This window comes from Novosphingobium sp. CCH12-A3 (assembly GCF_001556015.1).
GTDB lineage: Bacteria > Pseudomonadota > Alphaproteobacteria > Sphingomonadales > Sphingomonadaceae > Novosphingobium > Novosphingobium subterraneum.
On sequence record NZ_LSIA01000292.1, the window covers coordinates 59967 to 83388 of the forward strand.

Annotated in this window: 22 protein-coding genes; 8 read left to right on the forward strand and 14 right to left on the reverse strand. The window is 63.1% G+C overall.

The annotated features are described in order from the left end of the window. From AX703_RS23965 to AX703_RS23985, 5 genes are all read right to left on the reverse strand, one after another. The gene (locus tag AX703_RS23965) at window positions 1-240 is read right to left on the reverse strand and encodes a twin-arginine translocase TatA/TatE family subunit (RefSeq protein ID WP_039334189.1); all 240 of its coding nucleotides are present in this window, start codon (window positions 238-240) and stop codon (window positions 1-3) included. A gap of 66 nt (window positions 241-306) precedes the next feature. Beyond that, entirely contained in the window at window positions 307-918 is a 612-nt protein-coding gene (gene scpB / locus AX703_RS23970; RefSeq protein WP_062347763.1) for an SMC-Scp complex subunit ScpB, read from the reverse strand. After that, complete coding sequence (locus AX703_RS23975) at window positions 915-1712, reverse strand: ScpA family protein (RefSeq protein WP_062347764.1); 798 nt, start codon at window positions 1710-1712, stop codon at window positions 915-917. The genes scpB and AX703_RS23975 overlap by 4 nt, the downstream gene beginning before the upstream one ends. After that, on the reverse strand, window positions 1712-2728 hold the full coding sequence (gene nagZ, locus AX703_RS23980; RefSeq protein WP_062347766.1) for a beta-N-acetylhexosaminidase: 1017 nt from the start codon (window positions 2726-2728) through the stop codon (window positions 1712-1714). The genes AX703_RS23975 and nagZ overlap by 1 nt, the downstream gene beginning before the upstream one ends. Before the next feature lie 87 nt (window positions 2729-2815). Further along, window positions 2816-3466, reverse strand: coding sequence for a TetR/AcrR family transcriptional regulator (locus AX703_RS23985; protein ID WP_197423821.1), 651 nt, complete (start codon window positions 3464-3466; stop codon window positions 2816-2818). Between the two features lie 108 nt (window positions 3467-3574). Here AX703_RS23985 and AX703_RS23990 point away from each other — a divergent pair, with 108 nt between their 5' ends. Next, complete coding sequence (locus AX703_RS23990; protein ID WP_062347769.1) at window positions 3575-4621, forward strand: aromatic ring-hydroxylating dioxygenase subunit alpha; 1047 nt, start codon at window positions 3575-3577, stop codon at window positions 4619-4621. Between the two features lie 13 nt (window positions 4622-4634). Here AX703_RS23990 and AX703_RS23995 read toward each other — a convergent pair whose 3' ends face one another. From AX703_RS23995 to AX703_RS24005, 3 genes are all read right to left on the reverse strand, one after another. Beyond that, on the reverse strand, window positions 4635-5399 hold the full coding sequence (locus AX703_RS23995; RefSeq protein ID WP_062347805.1) for an SPOR domain-containing protein: 765 nt from the start codon (window positions 5397-5399) through the stop codon (window positions 4635-4637). Window positions 5400-5436: 37 nt separating this feature from the next. Beyond that, on the reverse strand, window positions 5437-7185 hold the full coding sequence (argS, locus tag AX703_RS24000) for an arginine--tRNA ligase (RefSeq protein WP_062347771.1): 1749 nt from the start codon (window positions 7183-7185) through the stop codon (window positions 5437-5439). Window positions 7186-7316: 131 nt separating this feature from the next. Then, complete coding sequence (locus AX703_RS24005) at window positions 7317-7979, reverse strand: hypothetical protein (RefSeq protein ID WP_039334200.1); 663 nt, start codon at window positions 7977-7979, stop codon at window positions 7317-7319. 135 nt (window positions 7980-8114) lie between these two features. On the opposite strand from AX703_RS24005, the gene ispH reads away from it, so the two are divergent. From ispH to rnhA, 3 genes are all read left to right on the forward strand, one after another. Then, window positions 8115-9083, forward strand: coding sequence for a 4-hydroxy-3-methylbut-2-enyl diphosphate reductase (ispH, locus tag AX703_RS24010; protein WP_062347772.1), 969 nt, complete (start codon window positions 8115-8117; stop codon window positions 9081-9083). Between the two features lie 280 nt (window positions 9084-9363). Further along, window positions 9364-10335, forward strand: a complete 972-nt coding sequence (gene thrB / locus AX703_RS24015) for a homoserine kinase (RefSeq protein WP_062347775.1) — start codon at window positions 9364-9366, stop codon at window positions 10333-10335. Then, the gene (rnhA, locus tag AX703_RS24020) at window positions 10332-10763 is read left to right on the forward strand and encodes a ribonuclease HI (RefSeq protein WP_039334207.1); all 432 of its coding nucleotides are present in this window, start codon (window positions 10332-10334) and stop codon (window positions 10761-10763) included. The genes thrB and rnhA overlap by 4 nt, the downstream gene beginning before the upstream one ends. A gap of 45 nt (window positions 10764-10808) precedes the next feature. Here rnhA and AX703_RS24025 read toward each other — a convergent pair whose 3' ends face one another. Continuing rightward, on the reverse strand, window positions 10809-12161 hold the full coding sequence (locus tag AX703_RS24025) for a lasso peptide biosynthesis B2 protein (protein ID WP_062347777.1): 1353 nt from the start codon (window positions 12159-12161) through the stop codon (window positions 10809-10811). A gap of 393 nt (window positions 12162-12554) precedes the next feature. Next, the gene (locus tag AX703_RS27635; protein ID WP_156135761.1) at window positions 12555-12719 is read right to left on the reverse strand and encodes a hypothetical protein; all 165 of its coding nucleotides are present in this window, start codon (window positions 12717-12719) and stop codon (window positions 12555-12557) included. Window positions 12720-12911: 192 nt separating this feature from the next. On the opposite strand from AX703_RS27635, the gene AX703_RS24030 reads away from it, so the two are divergent. The 3 genes from AX703_RS24030 to AX703_RS24040 are packed head-to-tail and all read left to right on the forward strand — an operon-like array spanning window position 12912 to window position 16832. After that, on the forward strand, window positions 12912-13796 hold the full coding sequence (locus AX703_RS24030; RefSeq protein ID WP_062347779.1) for a hypothetical protein: 885 nt from the start codon (window positions 12912-12914) through the stop codon (window positions 13794-13796). A gap of 5 nt (window positions 13797-13801) precedes the next feature. After that, on the forward strand, window positions 13802-14941 hold the full coding sequence (locus AX703_RS24035; protein WP_062347781.1) for a PqqD family peptide modification chaperone: 1140 nt from the start codon (window positions 13802-13804) through the stop codon (window positions 14939-14941). A gap of 58 nt (window positions 14942-14999) precedes the next feature. Further along, window positions 15000-16832 (forward strand): asparagine synthase-related protein, encoded by a 1833-nt coding sequence (locus AX703_RS24040; protein WP_062347783.1) that lies wholly within the window; start codon window positions 15000-15002, stop codon window positions 16830-16832. 32 nt (window positions 16833-16864) lie between these two features. On the opposite strand, the gene AX703_RS24045 is transcribed toward AX703_RS24040, so the two are convergent. The 4 genes from AX703_RS24045 to AX703_RS24060 all read right to left on the reverse strand — a co-directional run bounded on the left by AX703_RS24045 (window position 16865) and on the right by AX703_RS24060 (window position 22621). Continuing rightward, on the reverse strand, window positions 16865-17692 hold the full coding sequence (locus tag AX703_RS24045) for a shikimate dehydrogenase (RefSeq protein WP_062347785.1): 828 nt from the start codon (window positions 17690-17692) through the stop codon (window positions 16865-16867). Between the two features lie 54 nt (window positions 17693-17746). Then, on the reverse strand, window positions 17747-20662 hold the full coding sequence (locus AX703_RS24050; RefSeq protein WP_231735679.1) for a TonB-dependent receptor domain-containing protein: 2916 nt from the start codon (window positions 20660-20662) through the stop codon (window positions 17747-17749). A 140-nt stretch (window positions 20663-20802) separates the two neighbouring features. Continuing rightward, window positions 20803-22020 (reverse strand): MFS transporter, encoded by a 1218-nt coding sequence (locus AX703_RS24055; protein WP_062347789.1) that lies wholly within the window; start codon window positions 22018-22020, stop codon window positions 20803-20805. 73 nt (window positions 22021-22093) lie between these two features. After that, window positions 22094-22621 (reverse strand): TetR/AcrR family transcriptional regulator, encoded by a 528-nt coding sequence (locus tag AX703_RS24060; protein ID WP_197423822.1) that lies wholly within the window; start codon window positions 22619-22621, stop codon window positions 22094-22096. Window positions 22622-22640: 19 nt separating this feature from the next. On the opposite strand from AX703_RS24060, the gene AX703_RS24065 reads away from it, so the two are divergent. After that, window positions 22641-23422, forward strand: a 782-nt coding sequence (locus tag AX703_RS24065) for an IS110 family transposase (RefSeq protein ID WP_062347791.1), incomplete at its 3' end; no start/stop codon positions are given.

The following is a 23422-nucleotide window of genomic DNA, read 5'->3' on the forward strand; positions in this document are numbered from 1 at the left end:
TTACTGAGCCTGATCGGTCGAGGTCGGCGCAGGCGCCGGTGCCGGAGGCGGCACCTGCTGCTGCTGGATCTGCGCAGGCGGCGGCGTGACCGGCTTGTTGTCCTCGTCGTTCATGCCCTGCTTGAAGCTTTTGATGCCCTTGCCGAAATCGCCCATCATTTCGGAAATGCGACCACGGCCGAACAGGATCAGCACGACCAGCGCAAGCACGATCAGGTGCGGAAGGGAAAGACCACCCATGTCACTAACTCCTTTGCGTTCCCTAGATAGGGACCGCGCGCCCCACATGCCAGTTTTTCCGTCGCGTCAGTCGGCGTCTTCCCCGCCTGACGGATCAATCGCCCCCGTGTCCCCATCCTCGCCCCCCGTCAAGACGGCAAACGCCTCTTCGACCGGGTCGAGCAGCCCCGCCGCCCGCAATTCCTCGATTCCCGGCAGGTCGCGCCGCGAAGCCAGGCCGAAATGCGTGAGAAATTCGGGGGTCGTCGCATAGATCGTCGGCCTGCCCGGCACTTCGCGACGCCCGGCAATGCGAATCCAGCCCGCTTCCAGCAGCACGTCCAGCGTGCCCTTGGCCGTCTGCACGCCGCGAATCGCCTCGATCTCGGCGCGGCTGACGGGTTCATGGTAGGCGACGATCGCCAAGGCCTCGGTCGCCGCCCGGGAAAGGCGGCGTGGCTCTTCCTTCTCGCGCCGCAGCAGATGGGCAAGATCGGCCGCCGTCTGGAAGTGCCAACGTCCGCCACGTTCGACGAGATTGATCCCTCTTTCCGCATAGGCCTGCGTGAGCGACACCAGCGTATCGTCCACCGCTGCCCCACCCAGATGCGCCGAGATTTCCAGCGCGGTCAGCGGCTGCTCTGCGGCAAACAGTGTAGCCTCCACCGCACGCTCAAGATCGCCCGCCCGCTCCGTCATGCCCGCGAAGCCCTCAGCATGACCGGCCCGAATGCCTCGTCCTGCGCAAGTTCGGCACGACCCTGCTTGGCCAGCTCAAGCGCGGCCAGGAAGCTTGAAGCCAATGCAGACTTGCGCAACGCGGGATCGGCATCCAGCGGGAGGAACGCCCGCAGATCGGTCCATTCCACCGCGATGCCCAGCATCTGCGAGACCCGTGCCAGCGCTGCATCCAGCGTCACGACGGCACGCTCGCGTACCATATGGACGACCGGTTGGCTGCGCAGCTTGATCGCCCCATAGGCCTGGATCAACGAGAACAGATCGGACTTCCACAGCGCCTTGCGGTCAACGCGAAGGCCTTCAGGGCGCCCGCGCAGGAACACGTCGCGGCCGGTGCGGTCCCGCCCCATAAGCCTCGCGCCTGCCTCGCGCATCGCGCCCAGACGCTGCAGCCGCAATTGCAGCTTGAGCGCCAGTTCTTCCGGACTCGGCTGCACTTCGGGATCGCGCGGCAGCAGCAGCAATGACTTGAGATAGGCCAGCCACGCCGCCATCACCAGATAATCGGCGGCAAGCTCCAGCTTCAGCGCCTTGGCACGATCGATGTAGTCGAGATACTGGGCGACCAGCTCAAGGATCGAGATGGTGCGCAGGTCAACCTTCTGCCGCCGCGCCAGTTCCAGCAGCAGGTCAAGCGGTCCCTCCCAGCCATCAAGTTCTAGATAGAGCGCCGCGTCGCCGGCTGGTGCAGTGGCAATGCCGTCCCACGCCTCATCTCCGTCAAACAGCGCGGGGGCGACATCGCCTGCCATCACGCAAGTTCCAGCAGCCGGTCGCGCGTGGCGAGGAGCTCGGCCTGGGCCGAAATGTCGGCAGGTCCATCGAACGCCGCCGTGCCCCGCAGGGCGCGCTCCAGCCGCTCCGCCGTCGTCGCACTCATCGGCGTGAGACCTTCAGCAATGCCGATCATGTCGTCCATCTTCGCCCAGCAATTGAGCGCAAGGTCGCACCCCGCCGCCTGCGCGCGCACGGCCCGCTCGGGGACAGTCCCACCAAGTGCCTGCATATCGAGATCATCGGTCAGCAGCAGGCCGTCAAAGCCGATGGCCTGGCGGATCACCGTTTCGATCACATAAGGCGATAGAGTTGCCGGGTTTTCGGCATCCCATGCGGTGAAGCGCAAATGGCCGGTCATCGCGATCGGCGCATCCTTCAGCGCGCGGAACGGCGCGAGGTCCAGTTCCAGCTCCTCGGCACTCGCCGTAACAACCGGAGTTTCCTTGTGGCTGTCGACCATCGACCGACCATGGCCGGGCATATGCTTGACCACGCCTGCAACGCCTGCTCGCGCCAGTCCGTCGAGCGTGGCCCGGCCAAGCGCGGCAACGCGCATCGGCTCGGCCCCCAACGCACGGTCGCCGATAACGTCATGCGCCCCGGGCTGGCGCACGTCGAGCAGCGGAAGGCAGTCCACGCTGATGCCCACTTCTGCCAGATCGAGCCCCAGCGCATGGGCGTTGGCCCGTGCCGCCTCGATCGCGCTGGCGGGCGCCACGTCGTAAAGCCGGTCAAAGCGTTCGCCCGGCGGGTAGGCCGCCCAGACCGGGGGTTTCATCCGCGCGACGCGCCCGCCTTCCTGATCGATGCAGATGAAGGTGCGGTCCCGCCCATGCAGTGCCCGCAACTCGTCGGTCAACGCGCGCACCTGCGCGCGACTTTCGACATTGCGCCCGAACAGGATATACCCCGCCGGATCCGCGTCGCGGAAAAAGGCGCGTTCGTCTTCAGTCAGGGTCAGGCCGGAAAGCCCGAAAATTGCAGGCAACATGGCAGCGAACTTGCGAGTTTCGAAGCCTTTGGCAAGAGTTCCAGCCGCGGCAATGGGGGATAATTGCGCCGTTTGCGACGTGATGCCTCAGGCCACTGGCGCAACCATGACCACCGGCGCAATCATGTGCGCGATGGCCGCTTCGATCCAGTGCGTGTCAGCAGGATCCGCGCCGGACATGGTCCGTATCAGATCGCCATTGCCAAATGTGACAAGGGCCGCACCGATCAGGCTGAAATAGGCGATTTCCGGCCTGCTCCCACCAAGATACCCTTTCAGCGAAAGCGCTGTGAACAAGGGGGCAAGCAGCTCCCACACCGGTGTTCCAAACGCCTCCACCAGCCATTTCTGTCGCTCTGAGTTCACCGAGAACTCCTGCAGCATCAGCCGCGTCAGGCGTGGCTCATCGGCGAAGGTGCGTAGGAAGCCGGGCAGGATGCGCCATGCCGTCGCAACCGGATCACCAAGGGCATCGCCCGCCAGCTGGTGCTGAAGATGAACTTCTCCAGTGCGCGCGAACGCCTCGACCACCTTTTGCCATAGCGAAAGCTTGGTCGGGAAATAATAGGCCAGGTGGCCCTGTTCGATCCCTGCCGCAGCCGCAATCGCCCGCGTGCTGGCAGCTGCAAAGCCGACTTCCGAGAAAACCCGCAACGCCGCTTCGAGCACGACACGCCTGTTCTCGTCACCGTCATAGCGGGACGGTTTCAACACGGGAGCGCGAGCTTGTCGGACCATCCGCATCGAATGGCCTGCCGCCGCGGATTTGGCAAGCCAAGTTTGTCACTTGACAAATATCCTTATCAACTGACAAACATCCGGCGGTGTTATTTCGGGAGAACAGCCATGTATCCGCTCAAGGTCGAGCAGCCCTATCCCCGCAACCAGTGGTGGGTTGCCGCCTACGGCAACGAAGTCGGGCGATCGCTGCTCATGCGCGAGATGCTGGGTGAGCGGGTTCTCCTGTACCGGACCGAGGCGGGCGACGCCGTAGCGCTCGGAGCAGTCTGCCCGCACCGCGCCTTTCCGCTGGAATTGGGGCGTCTGGTCGGCGATTCGGTACAGTGTGGCTATCACGGGTTCACCTTCGGAGCCGACGGGACATGCCAGCGCGTGCCCAGCCAGTCAGGCGTGCCCCAGAAATCGGCATTGCGTCGCTATCCCGTGATCGAGACTGGCGGGCTTGTCTGGGTGTGGACGGGCAATGCAGAGGCTGCGGATCAGCGCATGCTTCCCGATCTTGGCGCGATTGGCCTGGGCTGCGCGGACTGGGCGGTCGAGCAGCACGCACCGGTCACCATTGCTGCCCGATATACCCTGCTGATCGAAAACCTGCTTGATTTGAGCCATGTGACCTTCATTCACGCCACTACGATCCCCGGCGGCGAGCAAGTGGCCTCGATTCCAGTCAGCGTCGAAGAAAGCGAAGCCGCCATAACCGTTGTTCGCAGGGGCGAGAACCTGCCTGCCAACCCTTTGATCCGAAGACAGTTTCCGGACCAGGAAGGTCCCGTGCACCAGCACTTCGATGCGCAGTATCTCTCGCCTGCCCTGATCCGTACCGGGGGAGCGATGTCCGATGCGCTGACCGGTCGAACCTTGGGGACGCAGAACTACATCCACCTCATCACGCCCGTCTCGCCAACGCAGGTTCGGTATTTTGTCAACACCGCACGCGACTTTGCGACAGACAATCCGGCCCTGGGCGCAATGCAGATCGCCATGGGCGCACGCATACAGCCAGAGGATATTGCCGCGATCGAAGCGATCGAGACGGTGCTGCAATCAGGAGCAACACTGCCGACCGAGATCAGCGCGCGGGTCGATAACGGCGCGTTGAAAGTACGGCGCAGACTGGAAGCGCAAATCAGGAAGGAGCTTTGCCCTTCCTGACGTCACCGCTGGTTCAGCGCTTCACCTGGCACTTCAGGCCATTGGCCTGCAACCGTGAACAGAGCGCGTTGGCCGAAGCCAGATCACCCGCCACCGCCTGAAGGCGGTAGACAGTGCCGATATCGGCCTTGCCCTCGATCACGCGGTGCGAGAGACCCTTCAAGGCTTCATGGTTGGCAATGAGCTTCTGCCAGCCCGCTTCCGCCGCTGCATTGGACGAGAAGGCGCCGACCTGCACGCCGACACCGCCGGTCGCAGCGGCCTGGTTCGGCTTCGGCGCAGAGGTCGCGCCGGCGCTCGGCTTGGCCGAAGGTGTTGGCGACAGGGCAGCTGCAGGGGCTGGCGCCGGGGTTGGCGAGGCGGAACCGGCAAGGTTGGCGACAGGCTTTTCCCCTTCGCTGACCTTGAAGCTGGAATCCCCGGTGCCTTCGAAAGTCTTGCCGCCGGGATCCTTTGGCGCGACCTTGTAGGGTTCACGGCTTGCCTCGATCAGGCTCCCGTCGGCCCCGGGAGGCCCTGCCGTGCGGTTGCTGGCGTACCAGATTCCGCCAACCAGCGCCGCAAGCACCACAAGGCCCATCACGGCAAAGCCGATCAGACGGCCATTGCCGCTATCTTCGTCCTCACCATCGATATCGTCAGCGCTTTCGAGCCAGGGCAGGCGTTCCTCGTCGCCGAGCGCAAGCCGGTCCCCCGCAGGTTCCGCCATCTCGGCGGAGACGTCAAACGGCTTGCCCGGCTCTTCGTCCCACGAATTCTGCCCGTTTTCCCCGTTCATGCCAGACCCGTTCATGAGTGCCCTGCCCCGATTGACGTCAAAGTTCTTGCGCTGCCTCAACGCCCAATAGCGCAAGACCGTTACGAATTACCTGCCCGATTTGTTGGGCGAGGAAAAGGCGGGCTGCAGTCATTGCGGAGTCTTGTGCCACAATGAAGCGCTTCTCGGGCCGGTCGTTGCCGAGATTGTAGTAGGAGTGGAACGCCGAGGCGAGATCGTGGAGGAAGAAGGCGATGCGGTGCGGCTCACGCGCCACGGCAGCGGCTTCGACCGTGCGTGGGAATTGCGCGGCGAGCTTGACCAGTGCCAGCTCCTCCTCGCCCAGCAGCGAGAGATTTTCCCCTGACGGGGCAAAGCCTTCGTCGGCGCCCTTGCGAATGTTCCTGCAGATGCGCGCGTGGGCGTACTGCACGTAGAACACCGGGTTGTCCTTGCTGGCTTCGACCACCTTGTCGAAATCGAAGTCCATCTGCGCGTCGGGCTTGCGGGTGAGCATGGTGAAACGCACCACGTCCTTGCCGACCATCTCGACGACATCGGCCAGCGTGACGAAGTTGCCGGAACGCTTGGACATCTTGAAGGGCTGGCCGCCCTTCATCAACTGCACCATCTGCACCAGCTTGACCTCGAACGGCTTGGGCTCACCACCCTCCGCGCTGGTCAGCGCGGCAACCGCGGCCTTGATCCGCTTGACGGTGCCAGCATGGTCAGCGCCCCAGATATCCACGAGGGCATCAGCCGACTGCGCCTTCTGGAAGTGGTAGGCGAGGTCCGCACCGAAGTAGGTCCAGGCGCCGTTCGACTTCTTGATCGGACGATCCTGATCGTCGCCGAACTTTGTCGAACGGAACAGCGGCAGCTCAACCGGTTCCCAGTCTTCCGGCGTCTTGCCCTTGGGCGCTTCGAGCAGGCCATCATAGACAAGATCGTGAGCGCGCAGCCACTGTTCGGCCGCGTCCACCTTGCCCGAAGCCTGAAGCTCCGCTTCGGATGAGAAAAGGTCATGGTGAATGCCGAGCGTGGCAAGATCGGCGCGGATCATGTCCATCATCGCGGCAACGGCGCGGGTGCGGAAGAGGATCAGCCAGTCAGCTTCGGGCGCACCGACGTACTTGTCGCCGAACTCGTCCGCGAGCGCCTTGCCCACGGGAACGAGATAGTCGCCGGGGTAGAGGCCTTCGGGGATTTCGATGCTTTCGCCCAGCGCCTCGCGGTAGCGCATGTGCACCGAGCGGGCGAGGACATCGACTTGTGCCCCTGCATCGTTGACGTAGTATTCCTTGATAACCTTGTGCCCGCTGAACACGAGCAGGTCCGCCAGCGCATCGCCGACCACCGCGCCACGGCAGTGGCCCATGTGCATCGGCCCGGTCGGATTGGCCGAGACGTACTCGACGTTGACGATCTTGCCGCCGCCCATGGCCGACCGACCATAATTCGCGCCTGCCGACGCGATCAGCGCGAGTTCACCGCGCCAGGCATCGTCGGTCAGCCGCAGGTTGATGAAGCCGGGCCCGGCAATCTCGGCCGAAACGACGCGCGGCTCCTTTTCAAGTTCGGCCACCAGCGCAGTCGCCAGCGCGCGCGGATTGGTGCCCGCGGGCTTGGCCAGCACCATCGCCGCGTTGGTCGCCAGATCGCCATGCGAAGGATCGCGCGGCGGCTCGCACGTCACCGCGCCTCGGTTCAGACCGGCAGGGAGGGTTCCTGCGGCTTCGAGCGCAGTCAGCGCGGTGTCGATTACCGAGGCGAAGTCGGCGTGGAGGTTGATCCGGGCGTCAGTCATGGGCGGGCGGTTAGCCCAATCACGGACAAAGCGAAAGGGCATCGATCTGCCTGCCCTTCACTCTGGCGAGTTGCCGTTCTGCCTGCGAGAGCTGCGGGTGAGTTGCCCCTCTGCCCCCGAGAGTTGGAGACTTACTTGCGGACGTTGTACTGCAGCTGCGCGTCGGTCAGCTGGAAGCCGACGAGCAGTTCGAAGTTGGCCTTGGAGAGAGCTGCCTTGACATCGGGCTGCGAAAGCGGATCGACTGCTGCGTCTTCGTCGCCCGCGCGCCGCTTGCGCGAGATGCGCTTGACGATGTCTTCCGGAAGCGATGCCTCCGCCTTGTCCACATCGGCTCCGGCCTGCGCCCGACCCGTGGCACGATCCTGCCCGTCGGCGAAATCGATCACGACCTTGCCCACGCGCTTGGCCACAACGATGTTACCGCCGCGCACGACAGTGGAGAAATAGGGCAGTTCGACGCGGCGTGCGCCGACCTTGCTCGACCGGCGGGCCAGCACGTCGAAGCTGGCGACAGAGTGCAGCTTCGAACCGTCGGTGCACTGGGCGCGCAAGTTGGTAATCGTCGCCTCGATATCGATCGCCGCCGAATCGGTGCGAGACGGATCGCTGAAAACGGTGACGTCGCCGGTGTAATCGGGGATGCCTACGCGCGGACAAGGATCGCGCAGAGCCGTGACGCCCACCGCGTCATCAACGACAAGCTCGCCCTTCTTGCCGCCGCAGGCCGAAAGCGCGAGGGCTGCCACGAGCGGGGCGCCCAGAATTGCGATACGGCGGGCACTTGCGTTCATGGGCACTCGATCCTCGATACTTGCAGCGTCTGATCGACCGGAAACCGAACTCCGGCCAACATTTCGGCCACCTCTACCCACCGCAGCCGCTTTCGGCAATGGCGGTACGCCGCGCTTGCTGCTAAGGGCCGCAGGATGAACGCCAGCTTGCCAGACGTCGCTGCCGAAACGGCTCCATTACGCCTTCTCATTGCTGCTCCGCGCGGCTTCTGCGCCGGGGTCGACCGGGCGATAGAGATCGTCGAACGCGCGCTGCAGCGCTATGGCGCGCCGGTCTATGTCCGGCACGAGATCGTGCATAACCGCTTCGTCGTGGACGGCCTGAAGGCCAAGGGCGCGATCTTCGTGGAGGAACTGGATCAGGTCCCGGATGGCGCGCCGGTGGTGTTCTCGGCGCATGGCGTGCCCAAGGTCGTGCCGCAGGATGCGACCGCGCGCGGGCTCGACTGGCTCGACGCCACTTGCCCACTCGTGTCCAAGGTCCACCGCCAGGCCGAGCGCCAGGTCGAGGCCGGGCGCCACATCCTGTTCGTCGGCCACAAGGGTCATCCCGAAGTGATCGGCACGATGGGCCAGGTCCCCGAAGGTTCGATCTCGCTGGTCGAGACCGTGGATGACGTCGCCAAGCTGTCATTCCCGGCCGACGCGCCGCTTGCGTTCCTGACGCAGACGACCCTTTCGGTGGACGATACTGCCGAAATCGTGGCGGCGCTGCGTGTGAAGTTCCCGCAGATCGCCGGGCCAAAGGCCGAAGATATCTGCTATGCCACTTCGAACCGGCAGGAAGCGGTCAAGGCCATTGCCGGGGAATGCGACCTGCTGCTGGTAATCGGTGCGCCGAACAGCTCAAATTCGCTGCGTCTGGTCGAGGTGGCCGAGCGGATGGGCACGCGTTCGCGCCTGATCCAGCGCGCGAACGAGATCGATCCCGAATGGCTAGAAGGCGTGAACACACTGGGGCTTACCGCCGGGGCCTCCGCGCCCGAAGTGCTGGTGCGGGAAGTGGTGGCGAAGATCGGAGAGCTGCGCCCCATCTCGGAAGAGACGGTGACCACCGCCGAGGAAAAGATGGTGTTCAAGCTGCCGCGCCAGCTGCTCGACTAGAGCCGGATGACATATGATGGACCCGCCGGGACGGAGCCGATTTTGGCTCAGTGCAAGGAGTGAGGAGAGAGCCATGTTCGTCCATGGTGACCGACGAAGGACGCAGCGCTGGGCCAAAAGCGGCCCGCCCTTGCAGGGTTGCTCTGTGAGGCCCGCCGCCAGCGTCACGCCGCTTGCACGGGCAACCAGCCCGCGCTGCGCGACGTTCCTTGGCGGCGAACCTCACAGAGCAATCACGGTGCGTCCATCATATGTCATCTGGCTCTAAGGCGCTTAGTATATGGCGGTCTATACCCAGATCGGCGCGGAAGAGATGGCCGCGCTTGTCAACGAATTCGACGTGGGCGCACTGGTCTCGGCCAAGGGCATTGCCGAGGGCGTCTCGAACTCCAACTGGTTGCTGGAAACGACAGGCCGGGATGGCAGCGGTGCGCGCTTCATCCTGACGATGTACGAGTTCCGCATCGAGCTGGAGGACCTGCCCTACTTCCTTTCGCTGCTCGATCACCTGGCCGCCAAGGGCTGCCCGGTGCCGCGCACCATCCACGATCGCGACGGGGCGCTGTTCCGGCGGCGGGGCGAAAAGGCGCTGGCGCTGATTGAATTCCTCCCCGGCGTTTCGGTGAGCGAACCGACGGTGGGACAGGCCCGCGCGGTGGGTGCTGCGCTGGCGCAAATGCATCAGGCGTCGGCGGACTTTATCGGCACGCGTGCGAACGGGATGGGCCGCGCCGAATGGCAGCGGCTGTTCGACGCCTGCGGACCCGAAGGGCTGGCCGCGATCGATCCCGAACTGGCCGGGCTGGTTGCCGAGCACATGCCGAAGATCGCTGCAGGCTGGCCGCAGGACCTGCCGTGTGCGGTCATCCACGCCGACCTGTTTCCCGACAACGTGCTGATGCTGGGCGAAAAGGTTACCGGGCTGATCGACTTCTATTTCGCCTGCAACGACCTGATGGCCTACGACGTCGCGGTGACGCATGCGGCTTGGTGCTTCGACGCGACGGGCCGGAACTTCAGCACCGAGCTCTCGGCAGCACTGCTCGATGGGTACGAGGCGGTACGGCCACTGTCGGCGAAGGAGCGGGCTGCCCTGCCCCTGCTGGCGCAAGGGGCGGCAATGCGCTTCACTTCGAGCCGCGCCTACGACTGGCTCAATACACCCGCCGACGCGCTGGTGGTACGCAAGGACCCGATGGGATTCGCCCGGCGCTTGCAGTTCTATGCGGCGAACCCGGGGGTATTCGCGTGAAGCACGTCGAGATCTTCACCGACGGCGCGTGCAAGGGCAATCCCGGCAAGGGTGGCTGGGGCGCGCTGCTGCGCATGGGCGAGCACGAGAAGGAAATGGCTGGCTCTGAAAAGGAGACGACCAACAACCGCATGGAGCTGATGGGCGCGATCATGGCGCTGCAGGCCTTGAAGCAGCCGTGCCGGGTGACGCTCCATACGGACAGCAAATACGTGCTCGACGGCATCACCAAGTGGGTGTTCGGCTGGCAGAAGAAGGGCTGGAAGACGGCCGACAACAAGCCGGTCAAGAACGAAGACCTGTGGCGCGCGCTGGTGGAAGCCGTGCGTCCGCACAAGGTCGAATGGGTCTGGGTCAAGGGCCACGACGGCCACCCCGAGAACGAGCGGGTCGACAAGCTGGCAAGCGACGCGGCAGTGGCGGCCTGACGGCGGCTGCCGCCGCCAAGGCGACTGACAGCATACGCAGACTTGCTATCGACAGGCCGTTGCCGGAATGAAGCATCCGACTTCACGGATCTGAGGCGCTGGAGGGTAGCCCGTCACGGGGAGGCCCGCCGCCTCGAGCCAGGCATGAGCCATGAACTTCCGGTCCGTGTCCCGGCCTGAGCCCAGATGCAGGACCGACGGAATATGCCGGCGACGGAGCATGGCGTGGCCCGCCAGTGCCTGCTGAAGGCAGACCGCCCGGAACGGCACCCATCGGGCAACGGTTTCAAGCGTTCGCCCGATCCGGGCTGCGGTGTCTGCATTCGCCGAGGGTGCCACAGAAGCTGCCGCGATGGCGCGAGGGTCGTCCGGTGCCACAAGGTCGCCGAGGTGTTCCGCCACCTTGCGAAACGGCATGACCATCAAGATCAGGCGGGCAAGGGCAAGACAAAGAACGGCTTCGAGCACCAGGCCTGATGCGCGGACAGGCTGGCCTGTCCTTTCCCATTTATCCCGCAGTATTGCGAGAGCAGACCGGCGGCGTACTGGCGCCGCCGTTTCCAGCCATCGATCGAGCGTTGCAGCGAGCGGCCTGACCTGCGCCCCATATCGACCGGCCAGATTTGCGATGATCCAGTTCCCGTTGCCATTGCCTTCCAGAAATACTGGTCCCATCGGAGTCAGGACGATATCCCAATGAATCGCGGGAACGGCAGGAACAGTCGACATCGCGAGAAGCGCGTCCCGAACCGCTTCGGCAAAGAACGGGACCCTCCTGCCCGAGATGCGAGGTCCATCCACCTCCCGGAAATCCAGCATCGTATCGGGGCTTTCGAGCACGGCTCCGCCTTTGGCAATGCCGGTGTCCGGATCGATCGGAGCGTAAATCTGGCCGTTCAGGAAGTTCCGAGGCTTGAACCCGGGGAGAGGCAGTATCAGCAAGGCAGAGTCCAACTGCGGCGGGCCTGCGGGAATGCGCGACGTTGCCAGACGCAGGACTGGCGCGCGGCCGCGCCATGACAGATCGGCGAGGCCATCAGCGGACACCAGCCGGTCCTGCACGATCAACTCGTGCCCTGCGCTCAATTGCGTCAGGTGGTCACTCAGCCTGCCTGCATCGACATCGACACCATCGATCTGCCAACCATCGCCGGTTCGGGTGATCGCCGATACGTTGCGACCGCCAGAACCATAACGGGGTTTGAGGACCAGCCCGGTCGGCCCGATGACGCGCGCCAGTTCTTCGATGCACAGCGGATTGCGCACGGTGTGCGTGCCCGGCACACACACGCCGGCCGCTTTCAGGCGCTCGGCCAGCGCCTGCTTGTCTGAAAGAAGCGCCTGTCCGTCGGGAGAGCCAAGTTCTCGCACCAGCAGCGCTGCGGAGCGTGCCGACATGAGCGGAGCGCGACGATACAGCCGCCGCCATACGAAAGCGTCGACAGGGTCGGCGCCTGTCAGAAGGCAATCCCGGTAAAGCGAAAGGAATGCGCGAAGTTCCAGCCTTCGCAAACGCGCAAAGCGTGCTGCCAGAACCAAAGCCGCAATGGCCCAGGCTATGCGATTTGCGCAGAAGAGAACTGGACGCAGAACAACCGGAAACCTGTCGTACCACCTCGCCGACGCCCACTGGCGACATCGACCGACGTCACGATCGGCGCAACGCCCCCAGCCAAGCCCGTCAAAAGGGAGGCTTCGCCAGACACTCATCCCTTGAGGACTCTGTAGGGACGTGTCTTTCCGGGTGCTGAGGATACCCAGCGCACACGCCCCATCGGTGATGGCTCGACTTCAGGAACCTGTCTTGAGGAACGGCGAACCTTCGATGCCTGAAGTGCCGCCGCCCGCGGTCAGTGCGCTGATGTCTGCATCTTCGATGCGCGGTGACTGCCAAGCCTTGCGAGCGGGGGCCTGAACTTCTTCACCAGTTTCGATAGTTAACTTTTGGTTAGGCATAAGGAGACCTCCAAGCTCTTTCACGCAACGCATAGCAGTGCAGAAATAATGTGATTAGATCAATGATTGTTTTGGATTTTTAATCTGCATTGCGACTTGCATATGTCTGCTTGTCGGCGATAGTTCAGCATGATCGAGCCTGTTGGTCCCCCACCGTATACCTATCGAATGTCAGGACTGAATGTCCGATCCATGATCGCTTTGCCGATGCGAGCGGATACGGGAGCCGTCGAGGTAGCCGAGGCGGACGTGACAATGCAGGTCGAGGATGTCCCCGAACACCTTGAAGACATCCTGCACAGCGGCGCCAACTGGGAAATCAACCGGAACAGCTTCCTGCTGAACCTGCCAGACATTGGCCGCTTCATGGCTACGGACGGTGATCGCATCAGCATCTGCCCAGCGCCGGACATGCCGGTCGAGGATGTGCTGATATTCGCGACCGGGACGGGCCTTTCGGCCATTCTGTACCAGCGCGGTGGGTTGCTGCTTCATGCCTCGTCAGTGGTTCACGAAGGTCGCGCCTACCTCTTCTGCGGGCCGAGCGGCGCCGGCAAATCAACTCTTTCGGCGGCCTTATGCCGCGCCGGATGCGATTTTCTGTCCGATGACATGTGTGCCATCACCCAGTCAGACCAAGGGCCGGCGATGGTGGAGCGCGATGGACGGGCGCTCCGCCTGTACGCTGACAGCATTGAACGCCTGGCGCTAGGGAGCTCGACAGGCCCTCGCGTACGACAGCTTGTCGAGAAGTTTCACGTTGCTCCGCCGACGACAGCGGACCAAGGCGGAGCCGTGCCGATCGGGGCAATCTACATGTTGACAGCTTCCGATCCGGGACAGGCTCCTGCCATAACCCGGATGACACCCCTGAATGCGGCTCAAGCTCTCCTGCGGCAATCATACCGGCGTCAGATCGCGCTTTCCTATGCCAACCAGAGCGGGCTGGCTGGCCGCATCGGCGCGCTTGCAGCCGGGATCGGAGTCTATCACCTGAGCAGGCCTCGCGACCTGGAGCGTCTGGACGAGACGACTGCAGCATTGATGAAGCACTGGCAAAGTCCGAGCGTGGCGTAGCGACCGTGGCGACCCTACCGGCCGGACTGATCTGGCTCGCATCCTATCCCAAGTCCGGCAACACCTGGATGCGCGTCCTGTTTGCCAACTTGCTGACTGGCAACGAACAACCTTGCAACATCAACCGGCTGTCCGAGGAAGAACTGCTGATAAGCCGCTGGCGGTTCTGCGACGAGCTTCTGGTGGAACCGGACAGCCTCTATTCGGCAGAGCTGGCGAAACTTCGCGCGATGCAAGGCGCGTTCGTCGCAAGGCGTCTTGGAACACCTTTCATCTGCAAGACCCATGACAGGTTTGATACCGAAGTAACCGGACTGCCAGGAAGCCGCGGCCTGTACCTTGTCCGCGATCCCCGCGATGTCGCGATCTCGCTTTCGCATCACGCCGGCATTTCGATCGATGCAGCCATTGCACAGATGCTCGATGCGACGGCCCACTCCGACGGACCGATGCAGTTGCGCTACGCCTTGGGGGACTGGGCTTCGCATGTGACGGGCTGGACCACGCAAGAGGAAATTCCGGTTAAGGTCGTGCGATATGAGGATCTGCGGCAGGACACCAAAGCCGAATTTAGCAGAATCATCGGGTGGTTGAATGGCACCGCCAGTTCTGCGGAAGTGGATCGAGCGATCGACCATTCGTCTCTCAGAGAACTGCAGCGCCAGGAGGCAACGCACGGCTTTCGCGAAAGCCTGGCGCAGCAAGAGCGCTTTTTCCGGTCGGGCAAGGCCGGGGAATGGCGCCAGGCGCTGACCCCTGGTCAGATCCGCAGGATCGAAGACGCATTTGGGCCGGTGATGGAACAGTGGGGCTATTCCCAGGTGCACCTGATCGCAGGCCGCACGTCTGATCGGCCGTACATTCCAAGGGAGTTACAGATGGGAAAATTGGTTCAGCGCGCGCGGGGCATGTTGGGCTCGGCTCAGGAGAACTCCACCTTGCTGCTCAATGTGCAGGCTGGGCGCTACCACGAATTGAACGAGGTGGCCTCGCGGATCTGGGAACTCCTCGCACAGCCTATCGACGAAGACGATATCGTTGCAACGCTTGAGGCCGAGTATGATGTGCCGGCTGCCGATTGCCGGGATCAGGTGACAGCATTTCTCCGCGAACTGAGGGAGCGCGGGATGCTGGAAGTGGTGTAACGGCGTGAAACTGATCTGCGGTATTGTGCGCCTGGATGATGCCTGCCCGCCAGAGCAAATGCTCGACGGCATGATTGAGGCGATGATTCCCGAGGGGCTGTCCCCCGCCGTCAGCCGACAGACACATGGTCGTCTGAGCATGGCCATCCTGGATTTCTCGCATGGAGGCGCGCGTCCGGTCGAGAAGGAGGCGTGGATCGTAGCGGCAGATGTGCGACTGGATGTCTTCTCGGATTGTCCGGAGCAAATCTTTCTGACCAGCCTTGCCACGCATGGCGCGGACTTTCCCGATCGCATCAATGGCGACTTCGCCGTGGCGATGTGGGAGCAGAAGCAAAACGTCCTCTGGCTGGCCCGCGATTTCATCGGGGCAAGGCCCTTGGCCTGGACTCTGCGCGCGGGACGCTGGTTCGCTTTCGCCAGCCTGCCGAAAGGTCTTCACAAAGCCGGTGTGGCATCCGCGATTCCGGACCAGCCTGCCCATGCAATCAGACTGCGCCAGTCATTCTTTCGGGGCAGCGACAGTGGCTTTGCCGAAATCGCCTATCTCCCTGCCGGTCATAGCCTGCGGTTCAGTGTCGAGGACCAAGCTCCGCAGATTCATCGGGCATACCGCCCGGACGAAAGCGCCGTCGGCAAATGGACAGGAACCCGGGACGCTGCCGCCCGAAAGCTGAAAACGCTGCTCGACGAAGCCGTTCGGCGGCGTCTGCCAACGGACAAGCCCGTCGCCTGCCACCTCAGCGGAGGGCTCGACAGTTCGGCGATAACGGCGCTGGCAGCCAAGGCCGCGCGCGGGCGCGGCGCGGGCGTCATCGCGCTAAGCATGACAACACTCAAGCCGATCGGCCCAGCGCAACTCGATGAGCGCCCCTTGATCGAAGCTCTCCTGAAGCAATATCCGGACGTTGAACACCACGTGGTCCACGATTGCCTGCATATGCCCGGCCAGCCGGAGGATACGGACTGGCCGGGCGGTGTGATCGGCGGGCATGACGATCAGATGATGGCGCTGGCGGCCAAAGCCGGCGCAGATCGGGTCCTCAGCGGCGTCGGTGGCGACGAAGGAGCGACCTACAACGGCGCCAACCTTTACGCTGCCCTGTTCCTGAAGGGGGATATGCGAACTCTCGCCCGGGAACTCCGGTCGCGCGCCAGGACGGATGGCAAATCGCTGAAAGCCACGATCCGCGCTCGCCTTCTGAAACCCCTGCTTGCCAAGCTTCCGATGCCGCGTCGCGGACCATCCCGTTCACCGATGGATGCAGCTTCAGGCATTCTCCGATTCGTGAAACCCGCATTCAGGAGCGAAATCCTCGACAGAAGCATGCAGCCGATTCTCCAGGCGAATACGCCAAGGGAGCGAGTCACGGCCTTTGCGGATCATCATATCCCATCGCGTTGTACCTACTTCTCGATAATGGCTGCCCGCCATGGACTGGCGGTAACCTTTCCGATGCTTGATCGAACGGTCGTGGACTTCATGTTGTCTTTGCCGCTGCATCACTTCGTGCACGACGGGTACAGTCGCCAACCCTTCCGCACCGCCATGGAAGGCATCCTGCCCGACGAAGTCCGCTTGGCGCAGGTCAAGGTCGGATTATTCGACGAGCGCTTCATGGGCTACGCAGAGCTGAAAGAGAAACTGCTGCTGTCGCTTGATCTGCTGCGCGCCTCTGTCGATGGACAGTCGACGATCTTCGATCTGGACGCGATCGGCGCCGGGCTCCGGCTTTTACCCGATGCAGCAAGGCTGGATGATATTTCACAGCTGGGTCGTGCAGCGCTGGACAGGGACACACCGCCCTGGTTGCCATTGATGGCCGTGGAGTGCCTCATTGCTGCCCACCGACTTGGTTTCCGGCCCGAGATGAGCAGTCCATCGGTCTAGCCTGGCCGAGCTCGTGTCCTGCAGCTTTCGTACTACGCAAGGCTGGAGGCCATTCTGCTTCTGTCTGCAACGCGGCCAGTGATGATTTCGAAAGCGCGGGCCGCCTGTCCGATGACCATGCCGATACCATTGATCGTGCGACACCCCCGCTGCCTGGCAAGGCAAAGCAGTTCCGTTTCGGGCGGGAAGTAGATGATATCGGCGACCCAGTGCCGCGCTTCGACGGCATCTTCGGCAATCGGCATACCGGGTTTGCCGTTCATGCCGATCGGCGTGGCGTTGACGATACCGTCAGCAACCGCCATCTCGACCGCATCGGGAGTAAGGGCGATGATCCGGGCATTGGTGAAACGCGCAGCAAGATCGTCTGCCAGGAGCCTTGCGCGGTTCTCGTCCACATCGACCAGTTGCAGCGTGCCGACCCCCAGCGAGAGCAGGGCATTGGCGACGGCAGCCCCCGCCCCTCCTGCACCGAGCTGGACCACATTGTTCAAGGCGACGCCCGGCAATCCTTCGGCAATGGAGTCCCGGAAGCCGGCCATGTCGGTATTGAAGCCGCACAGCTTGCCATCGTGGATGGATACGGTGTTGACTGCGCCCACGGAAAGCGCGGTCTCGTCGAGTTCATCAAGCAGCGATACCACGGCCTGCTTGAACGGATAGGTCACGTTGAAGCCGCTGTAGCCCTGGTCCAGCAGGCGCTTCAGGACCAGTGGAAGATCACTGTCGGCCCAGCCTCGCGCGGAAAAATCATAAAGGTCGTAACGCAAGGCGATACCCTGCGCCTGCGCTTCCTTCTCGTGCAACTCGGGCGAGCGCGAGGCGAGGATCGAACGTCCAAGAAGGCCGGATAGGATCATTTGTGCCTTCGAAAAGCGTCCCGGCACCACGGGGATGCCGGGACATAGGGTGGATCAGAAGTTTACGCGTGCGCCAAGATAGAACGAGCGACCGATCGGATCGTAGAGCGCAACGTCCGTGCCATTCTGCGAGCTCGCCACGAAGGGCAGGCCGCGATCGAACAGGTTGTTCACGCCGGCGCGAAACTCGATCGACTTGTTGACGCGAACAGTGCCGAACATGTCCCACAGCGCATAGGCACCCACGCCAACCTGGGCGGTGGTAGGAGTAAGGACCGAGGTCGTGTCCTTCATCGCGCTCTGGTAACGCCAGCGAAGGCCGAGCGTGGTGGCGTCCGAACGGTAGCCGAAGCTGGTGACCGACTTCCATTTCGGCGTGGCGCGCGGCGGAAGGCTGCTGACGCCTGCCGCACCGTTGCTGATGCCCGTGTAGTCGAGCTCTGCCGCGCCAGGGATCAGCTGCAGCTTGTACTTGTGCAGCCAGCCCACGGCCGCGTTCACGAACAGACGACCGCTGTCTCCACGCAGGATCGGTGACGGCACTGTCCAGTTCACCTGCGCCTCGACGCCATCGGTCTTGACCGATCCAAGGTTGAGGAACGGCGTGGCGACGTTGACCAGCTGCCCCGAGTTATCGCGCGAGAGCAGGCCGCAATAGAGGTTGGTCTTGTCGTAGCTGGGGTTCGAGCCATCGAGGTTGAAGCACTTCGACAGCACGGTCAGGCCGGGCACGGTCGAGATCACGTTCTTGACCGCGATATTGTAGTAGTCGACCGAAAGCGTGAAGTCCGACAGAAGCCCGCTCTGGAAGGGCGAATTGAGCACGAAGCCGAAATTGTAGGTATCGGCGCGTTCGGGCGTCAGGTTGGTGTTGCCCGAGACGAGCTGGCCGGTGGCCGTGGTCGGGAAGGTGTAGCTGGAGATTGCAGCCTGCGGAATGCCCTGTGCAACGCAGAGTTCTGCAACCTTGGCACCGTTGGCACCCGTGCGCGCGGTCGAGCGGATATCGCAAGGATCGCCCAGTGCGCCTGGCGGCGTGCCGATCACCAGCTGGTTGCCCTGCTGCGGCGAGAACAGTTCGCCGATGTTCGGCGCACGCACCGCGCGCTGGTAGCTGCCACGGAACAGCAGCGGCTCCACCGGCTTCCAGCGGGCGTCGACTTCGTAGCTGGTGACCCCGCCGGTGACCGAATAGTCGGAGTAGCGGATCGCGCCGCCGATGCCGAATTCCTCGATGAACGGCTTGTCGGCGATCAGCGGTACGTCAACCTGCGCAGCAAATTCCTTCACGGAGATGCGACCCGAGGCGGGCTGCGAGGCAATCACGGATTCGATGTTCTGGGCGCGAAGATCGCTGTCTGGAATGTAGTTGTAGCTGTTCCTGCGATAGCCTGCGACGAAGGCGATCTGGGCAGGGCCAGCGCCAAGATCGAACAGCTTGCCGTTGACCTGCAACTGGGCCTGCGTCTGGGACAGCTTCTCCTTCGAGAATGCGGTCTTGGTGATGTAGTCCACGCAGGCCTGCGACAGCGAGCGGGCGTTGGCATCACCGAAGATGTTGAAGCCGCCGGTGCAAAGCGAACGGCCACCGTCAGCCGCGTTCAGCAAGGTCTGGACGCGGCTCTTGACCACGGCGTCGTTGAGCTGCTGGTCATGGACCGACTGGTCGTAGGATGCATAGAGATCGAACGACCAGCCCGAGGTGATGTCCCCCTTCAGGCCGGCCATGTACTGCTGGACGACGTAGTTCTCGTCCCAGTTCTTGTAAGGCACGCCAACGTAGCGGCCATTCCAGGTGAACGGCGCATTGGGGTTGGGGCGCGAAGCGAGGATCGTGCGAAGGTCCTGGGGGATGAACGGATTGGTGACCGGGATCGTGGTCAGTGAACCGAACTGGGTGAGGCTGCCGCCTGACGCAGTCTTGACCGAAAGGTCGACATACATGAACTGGCCATAGGCGGTGAGGCCCGGCGCAAGGTCGTAGTCGGCCTTGACGAAGGCAGTCTTGCGCTTGAGGCCATTGGCGAAATCGATCTGCTGGCCGACCGGCATGCGAACGTTGTTGCCGACGATCAGGTAGCCGTTTGAGCCGTTGGGACCCTTGTAGTTGCGCGCACCGGTCTGCGTGAACAACGTGCCATCATTGTTGAAACCGAGGTTCAGCAACTGGAAATTGGCCGGCAGGTTGTTGACGCCGTAGCCCGCAAATACCGACGAGACGACCGCCGCGTCAGGCGCATTGGTCGCGCTCGGCACAAAGGTGCCGTTGCCGATGAACGACGAGGGCGTCTTGTCGAAGAAGAAGTCGCGGGTCGAGCCGTTCACCTGGTCCTGATGAGCATAGCTGAACGCCGCCATGACGTGACCACGATCCTCGGCAAAGCTCGATCCGAAAGCGAGCGAGCCGTTGAACTTGTAAGCATCGCCGCGGTCGCTGATCGAGTTCTGCACGTCGATGCGCACGCCGTCGAAAGCGCGCTGGGTCTTGAAGTTGACGACACCCGAGATGGCATCGGAACCGTAGATAGCCGACGCGCCGCCCGTGATGATGTCGACACCACCCATGATCGATTCAGGCAGGATGTTGATGTCCACGTTGCCATTGATATCCGACAGCGGCAGGCGCTTGCCATCAAGCAGCACGAGATTGCGGTTGGTGCCAAGGCCGTGGAGGTTGACCGATGCGCGGCCGCCTGTGCCCTGTCCGCCGGTGTTGGCGTTGCCGGCGGTCGTGAAGCTCGGAAACTGGTTCAGCGCGTCCTGAAGGTTGACCTGTCCGGTCTCCTTGAGCGCGGTCTCGCCCACCGAGACGATCGGGCTGACGGCGGTGTTGTTCGGTCGGGCGATCAGCGAGCCGGTAACGATGATTTCCTTGGTGTCGTCCGGCGCTTCAGCAGCCTGGTCCTCTGCACCATTCTGGGCCGCATCCTGAGCGAGCGCGGGCGCAGAGAGCGCGGCAGCTACGGTCAACAGGGACGCGGAAAACGCAAGGCGAGTGCCCCTCAAATTCATGGTCATCCTCCTCCAGGGGCAGCTGGATTCGCCGCCCTTCACCGAGGGCTCATTTATGTGACGAACTAGTCCCTGTCAAATAACTTGTGACTGGTTAGTTACACTTTGTGGCGTTCCACCAGAAACGCTGCTGCCGCACAGATGAGCAAGGGCGCGCAGTAGGCTCCGAAAAGCGCCGGTAACGGTGCGTTTGCCGCCATCAGGTAGCCGCCCAGCATCGGGCCGATCATCGCCCCGCCCCGGCCCACGCCAATGGCCCAACCCACGCCGGTGGCGCGCACCTCGCCGGGATAGGCGCCCGCCGCGATCGGCCAGACGCCGTTGTATCCGCCCTGCAGGGTCACGCCGATCACGAAGGCGACGACCAGCGTCAGCCACACCGGCATTGCGATCGATCCGAAAACCACCATCGCCACCCCCGCGCCGGTCAGCATCACGGGAACCAGCTTTCCCAGCGGCACGCGCAAGGCAAGGACGCTCATCGCCATCGTGCCGACGAAGGCACCGAGGTTGTAAAGCGCGCCAGCGTAAATACCGTTGGTCTCCGAAAGGCCCGCCGCGATCGACAGCTTCGGGATCCAGCTGACGATGAAGTAGAGCACCATCAGTCCGAAGAACACGGCACACCACAGGGCGATGGTCCGTGCGCGCAGGGCCGGAGCAAACAACTGGCCTACCTTGCCCGCCGAGGCGCGCCCCTGGCTCGCCTCAGGTTTCACATGAGGCAGGAGCAGCCACGCTGCCGGCAACAGCGCCACCGTCAGCACCGCAGCGCCCAGCAGCATGGCCTGCCAGCCATGGATCGGAAGCGCATGCGCCACGATCAGCCCGGTGAACACCGCCGCAAAGGGATACCCTGCCTGTACCACGCCCACCGCCAGATTGCGCTGTGCGGGAGGCGCGCTCTCCGCGGCTAGCGCCGCCATCGCCGCGAGCACCGTTCCGATGCCCGAGCCCACGATTACCCGCATCGCGAACAGGAATGGCACGTTCGGAGCGATACTGCTGGCGAACATGCCGACCGACATCAGGCACAGCGCCGCAAGGATAACCGCGCGCCGCCCAAGCCGATCAGCCAGCGGGGCAATGAACATGCCGCCGATGGCCATGCCGAGAAGGCCAGCGCTGAACAGGTTGCCCATCGTTGCTGCGCCAATGCCCCATTCCGCCTGCAGTCGCGGAGCAATGAACGACAGGATCGTCACGTCCACGCCGTCGGCCATGTTGATCGCGAAGCACAGAGCAACGATGCCCAAGGCCTTGCGCGACCACTCCGTGGGGCCGTCGGCCATGGAGTCGGGTGCGGGAAGTGCCATTCGTCTTCTCCTTTTGGCGCAAGGGCAGACGTCCGGCCGATCCATGGACGAGCAGCAATAGCTGCCCGGCCGGTCAGTCCTTCTTCGTCACCCAGGCCAGAATGATGTCCGCCACCTGCCCCGCCCGTCGCTCGATCGCCTCGGGGCTGGTCATGTCCACCCCGAAGTTGTGCGCGAAGGTGAACTGGTTGGAGACGTTGTAGAAACTCAATGCGGTCAGATTGAGATGCAGGTCCACCGGGTCGATGCCATCGCGGAAAGTACCTTCCGCCTGTCCCCGGGCGATGATGCTTTCGAGGATGCCGATGACCCGGCGGTTGCCTTGGGGCAGGCCCTCGATCTGCTTGAGATGTTCGGCGCGGTGGATGTTCTCGTTCATCACCAGTCGCACCAGTTCAGGATGGCGCGCGTGATAGCGCACGTCATGCTCGATCAGACGGCGCAGCGCGTCGGTCGCGCTGCCGCTCTCGATGTCGACTTCGGCCTCGCTCTCGCGGACGCGAGCATAAGCGCGTTGCAGGACGGCACGATAAAGCTCGTCCTTGCCTTCGAAGTAATAGATCCTATGCAGGCCGGATCGGCTATGCCGTTGTTCCGTCAAACCCCACGGAGAACGCTACATGGAGAACTCATCGTCAGATTACTGCCCCAAGACTTCTGTCATTGTCAGCGTTGAGCTCAGCAAGCGCAACTGGCTTGTTGCCTCGCTCTCGCCAGGAGCGGCGAAGCCTTCGCTGCGGACAATTCCTGCCGGGAACAGCGCGGCACTGATCAGTCACCTTCGCAATCTTGAGTGCAAGGCCGCTGATCGTATCGGTGAACCTGCCGCCATTCGCCTGTGCTTCGAGATTGGATATGATGGCTTCTGGCTCGCAAGGCTACTGCGGTCGAACGACATCGATACCTATGTGCTGGATCCCGCCAGCTTCCTCGTGTCGCGGCGAGGCAGGCGCGCAAAAACCGACCGGATCGACGCCGAAGCAATGATCGGGATCCTCAAAGCCTATCTCGCTGGCGACAAAAGCGTGTGCCGTGTCGTGGACGTGCCCTCTCCCGAGGAAGAGGACGCGCGCCGAGTAATGCGGGAGCGCGGCGATCTCGTGCACGAGCGCACCCGAATTATCTCTCGGATCAGGGGGCTACTTGCATTACAGGGCATACGATCTGTCAAAGCCATCAAGGGCGGTGACTGGTCAAAACAGCTCGACGACATGCGCACCGGCGATGGGCGGCCTTTGCCACCAAACCTTCGTCGACAAATTGAGCGCTGTTTCGAACGGCTCGCGTTGCTCAACGATCAGATCAAGGACATCGAGCGGGACCGCGCTGAAGTTGTGCTCCATGAGGAGTCTACCTTCCCATGCCGAGAGAAAGCGGTTCGCCTTGAGCAGCTGAAGGGCAT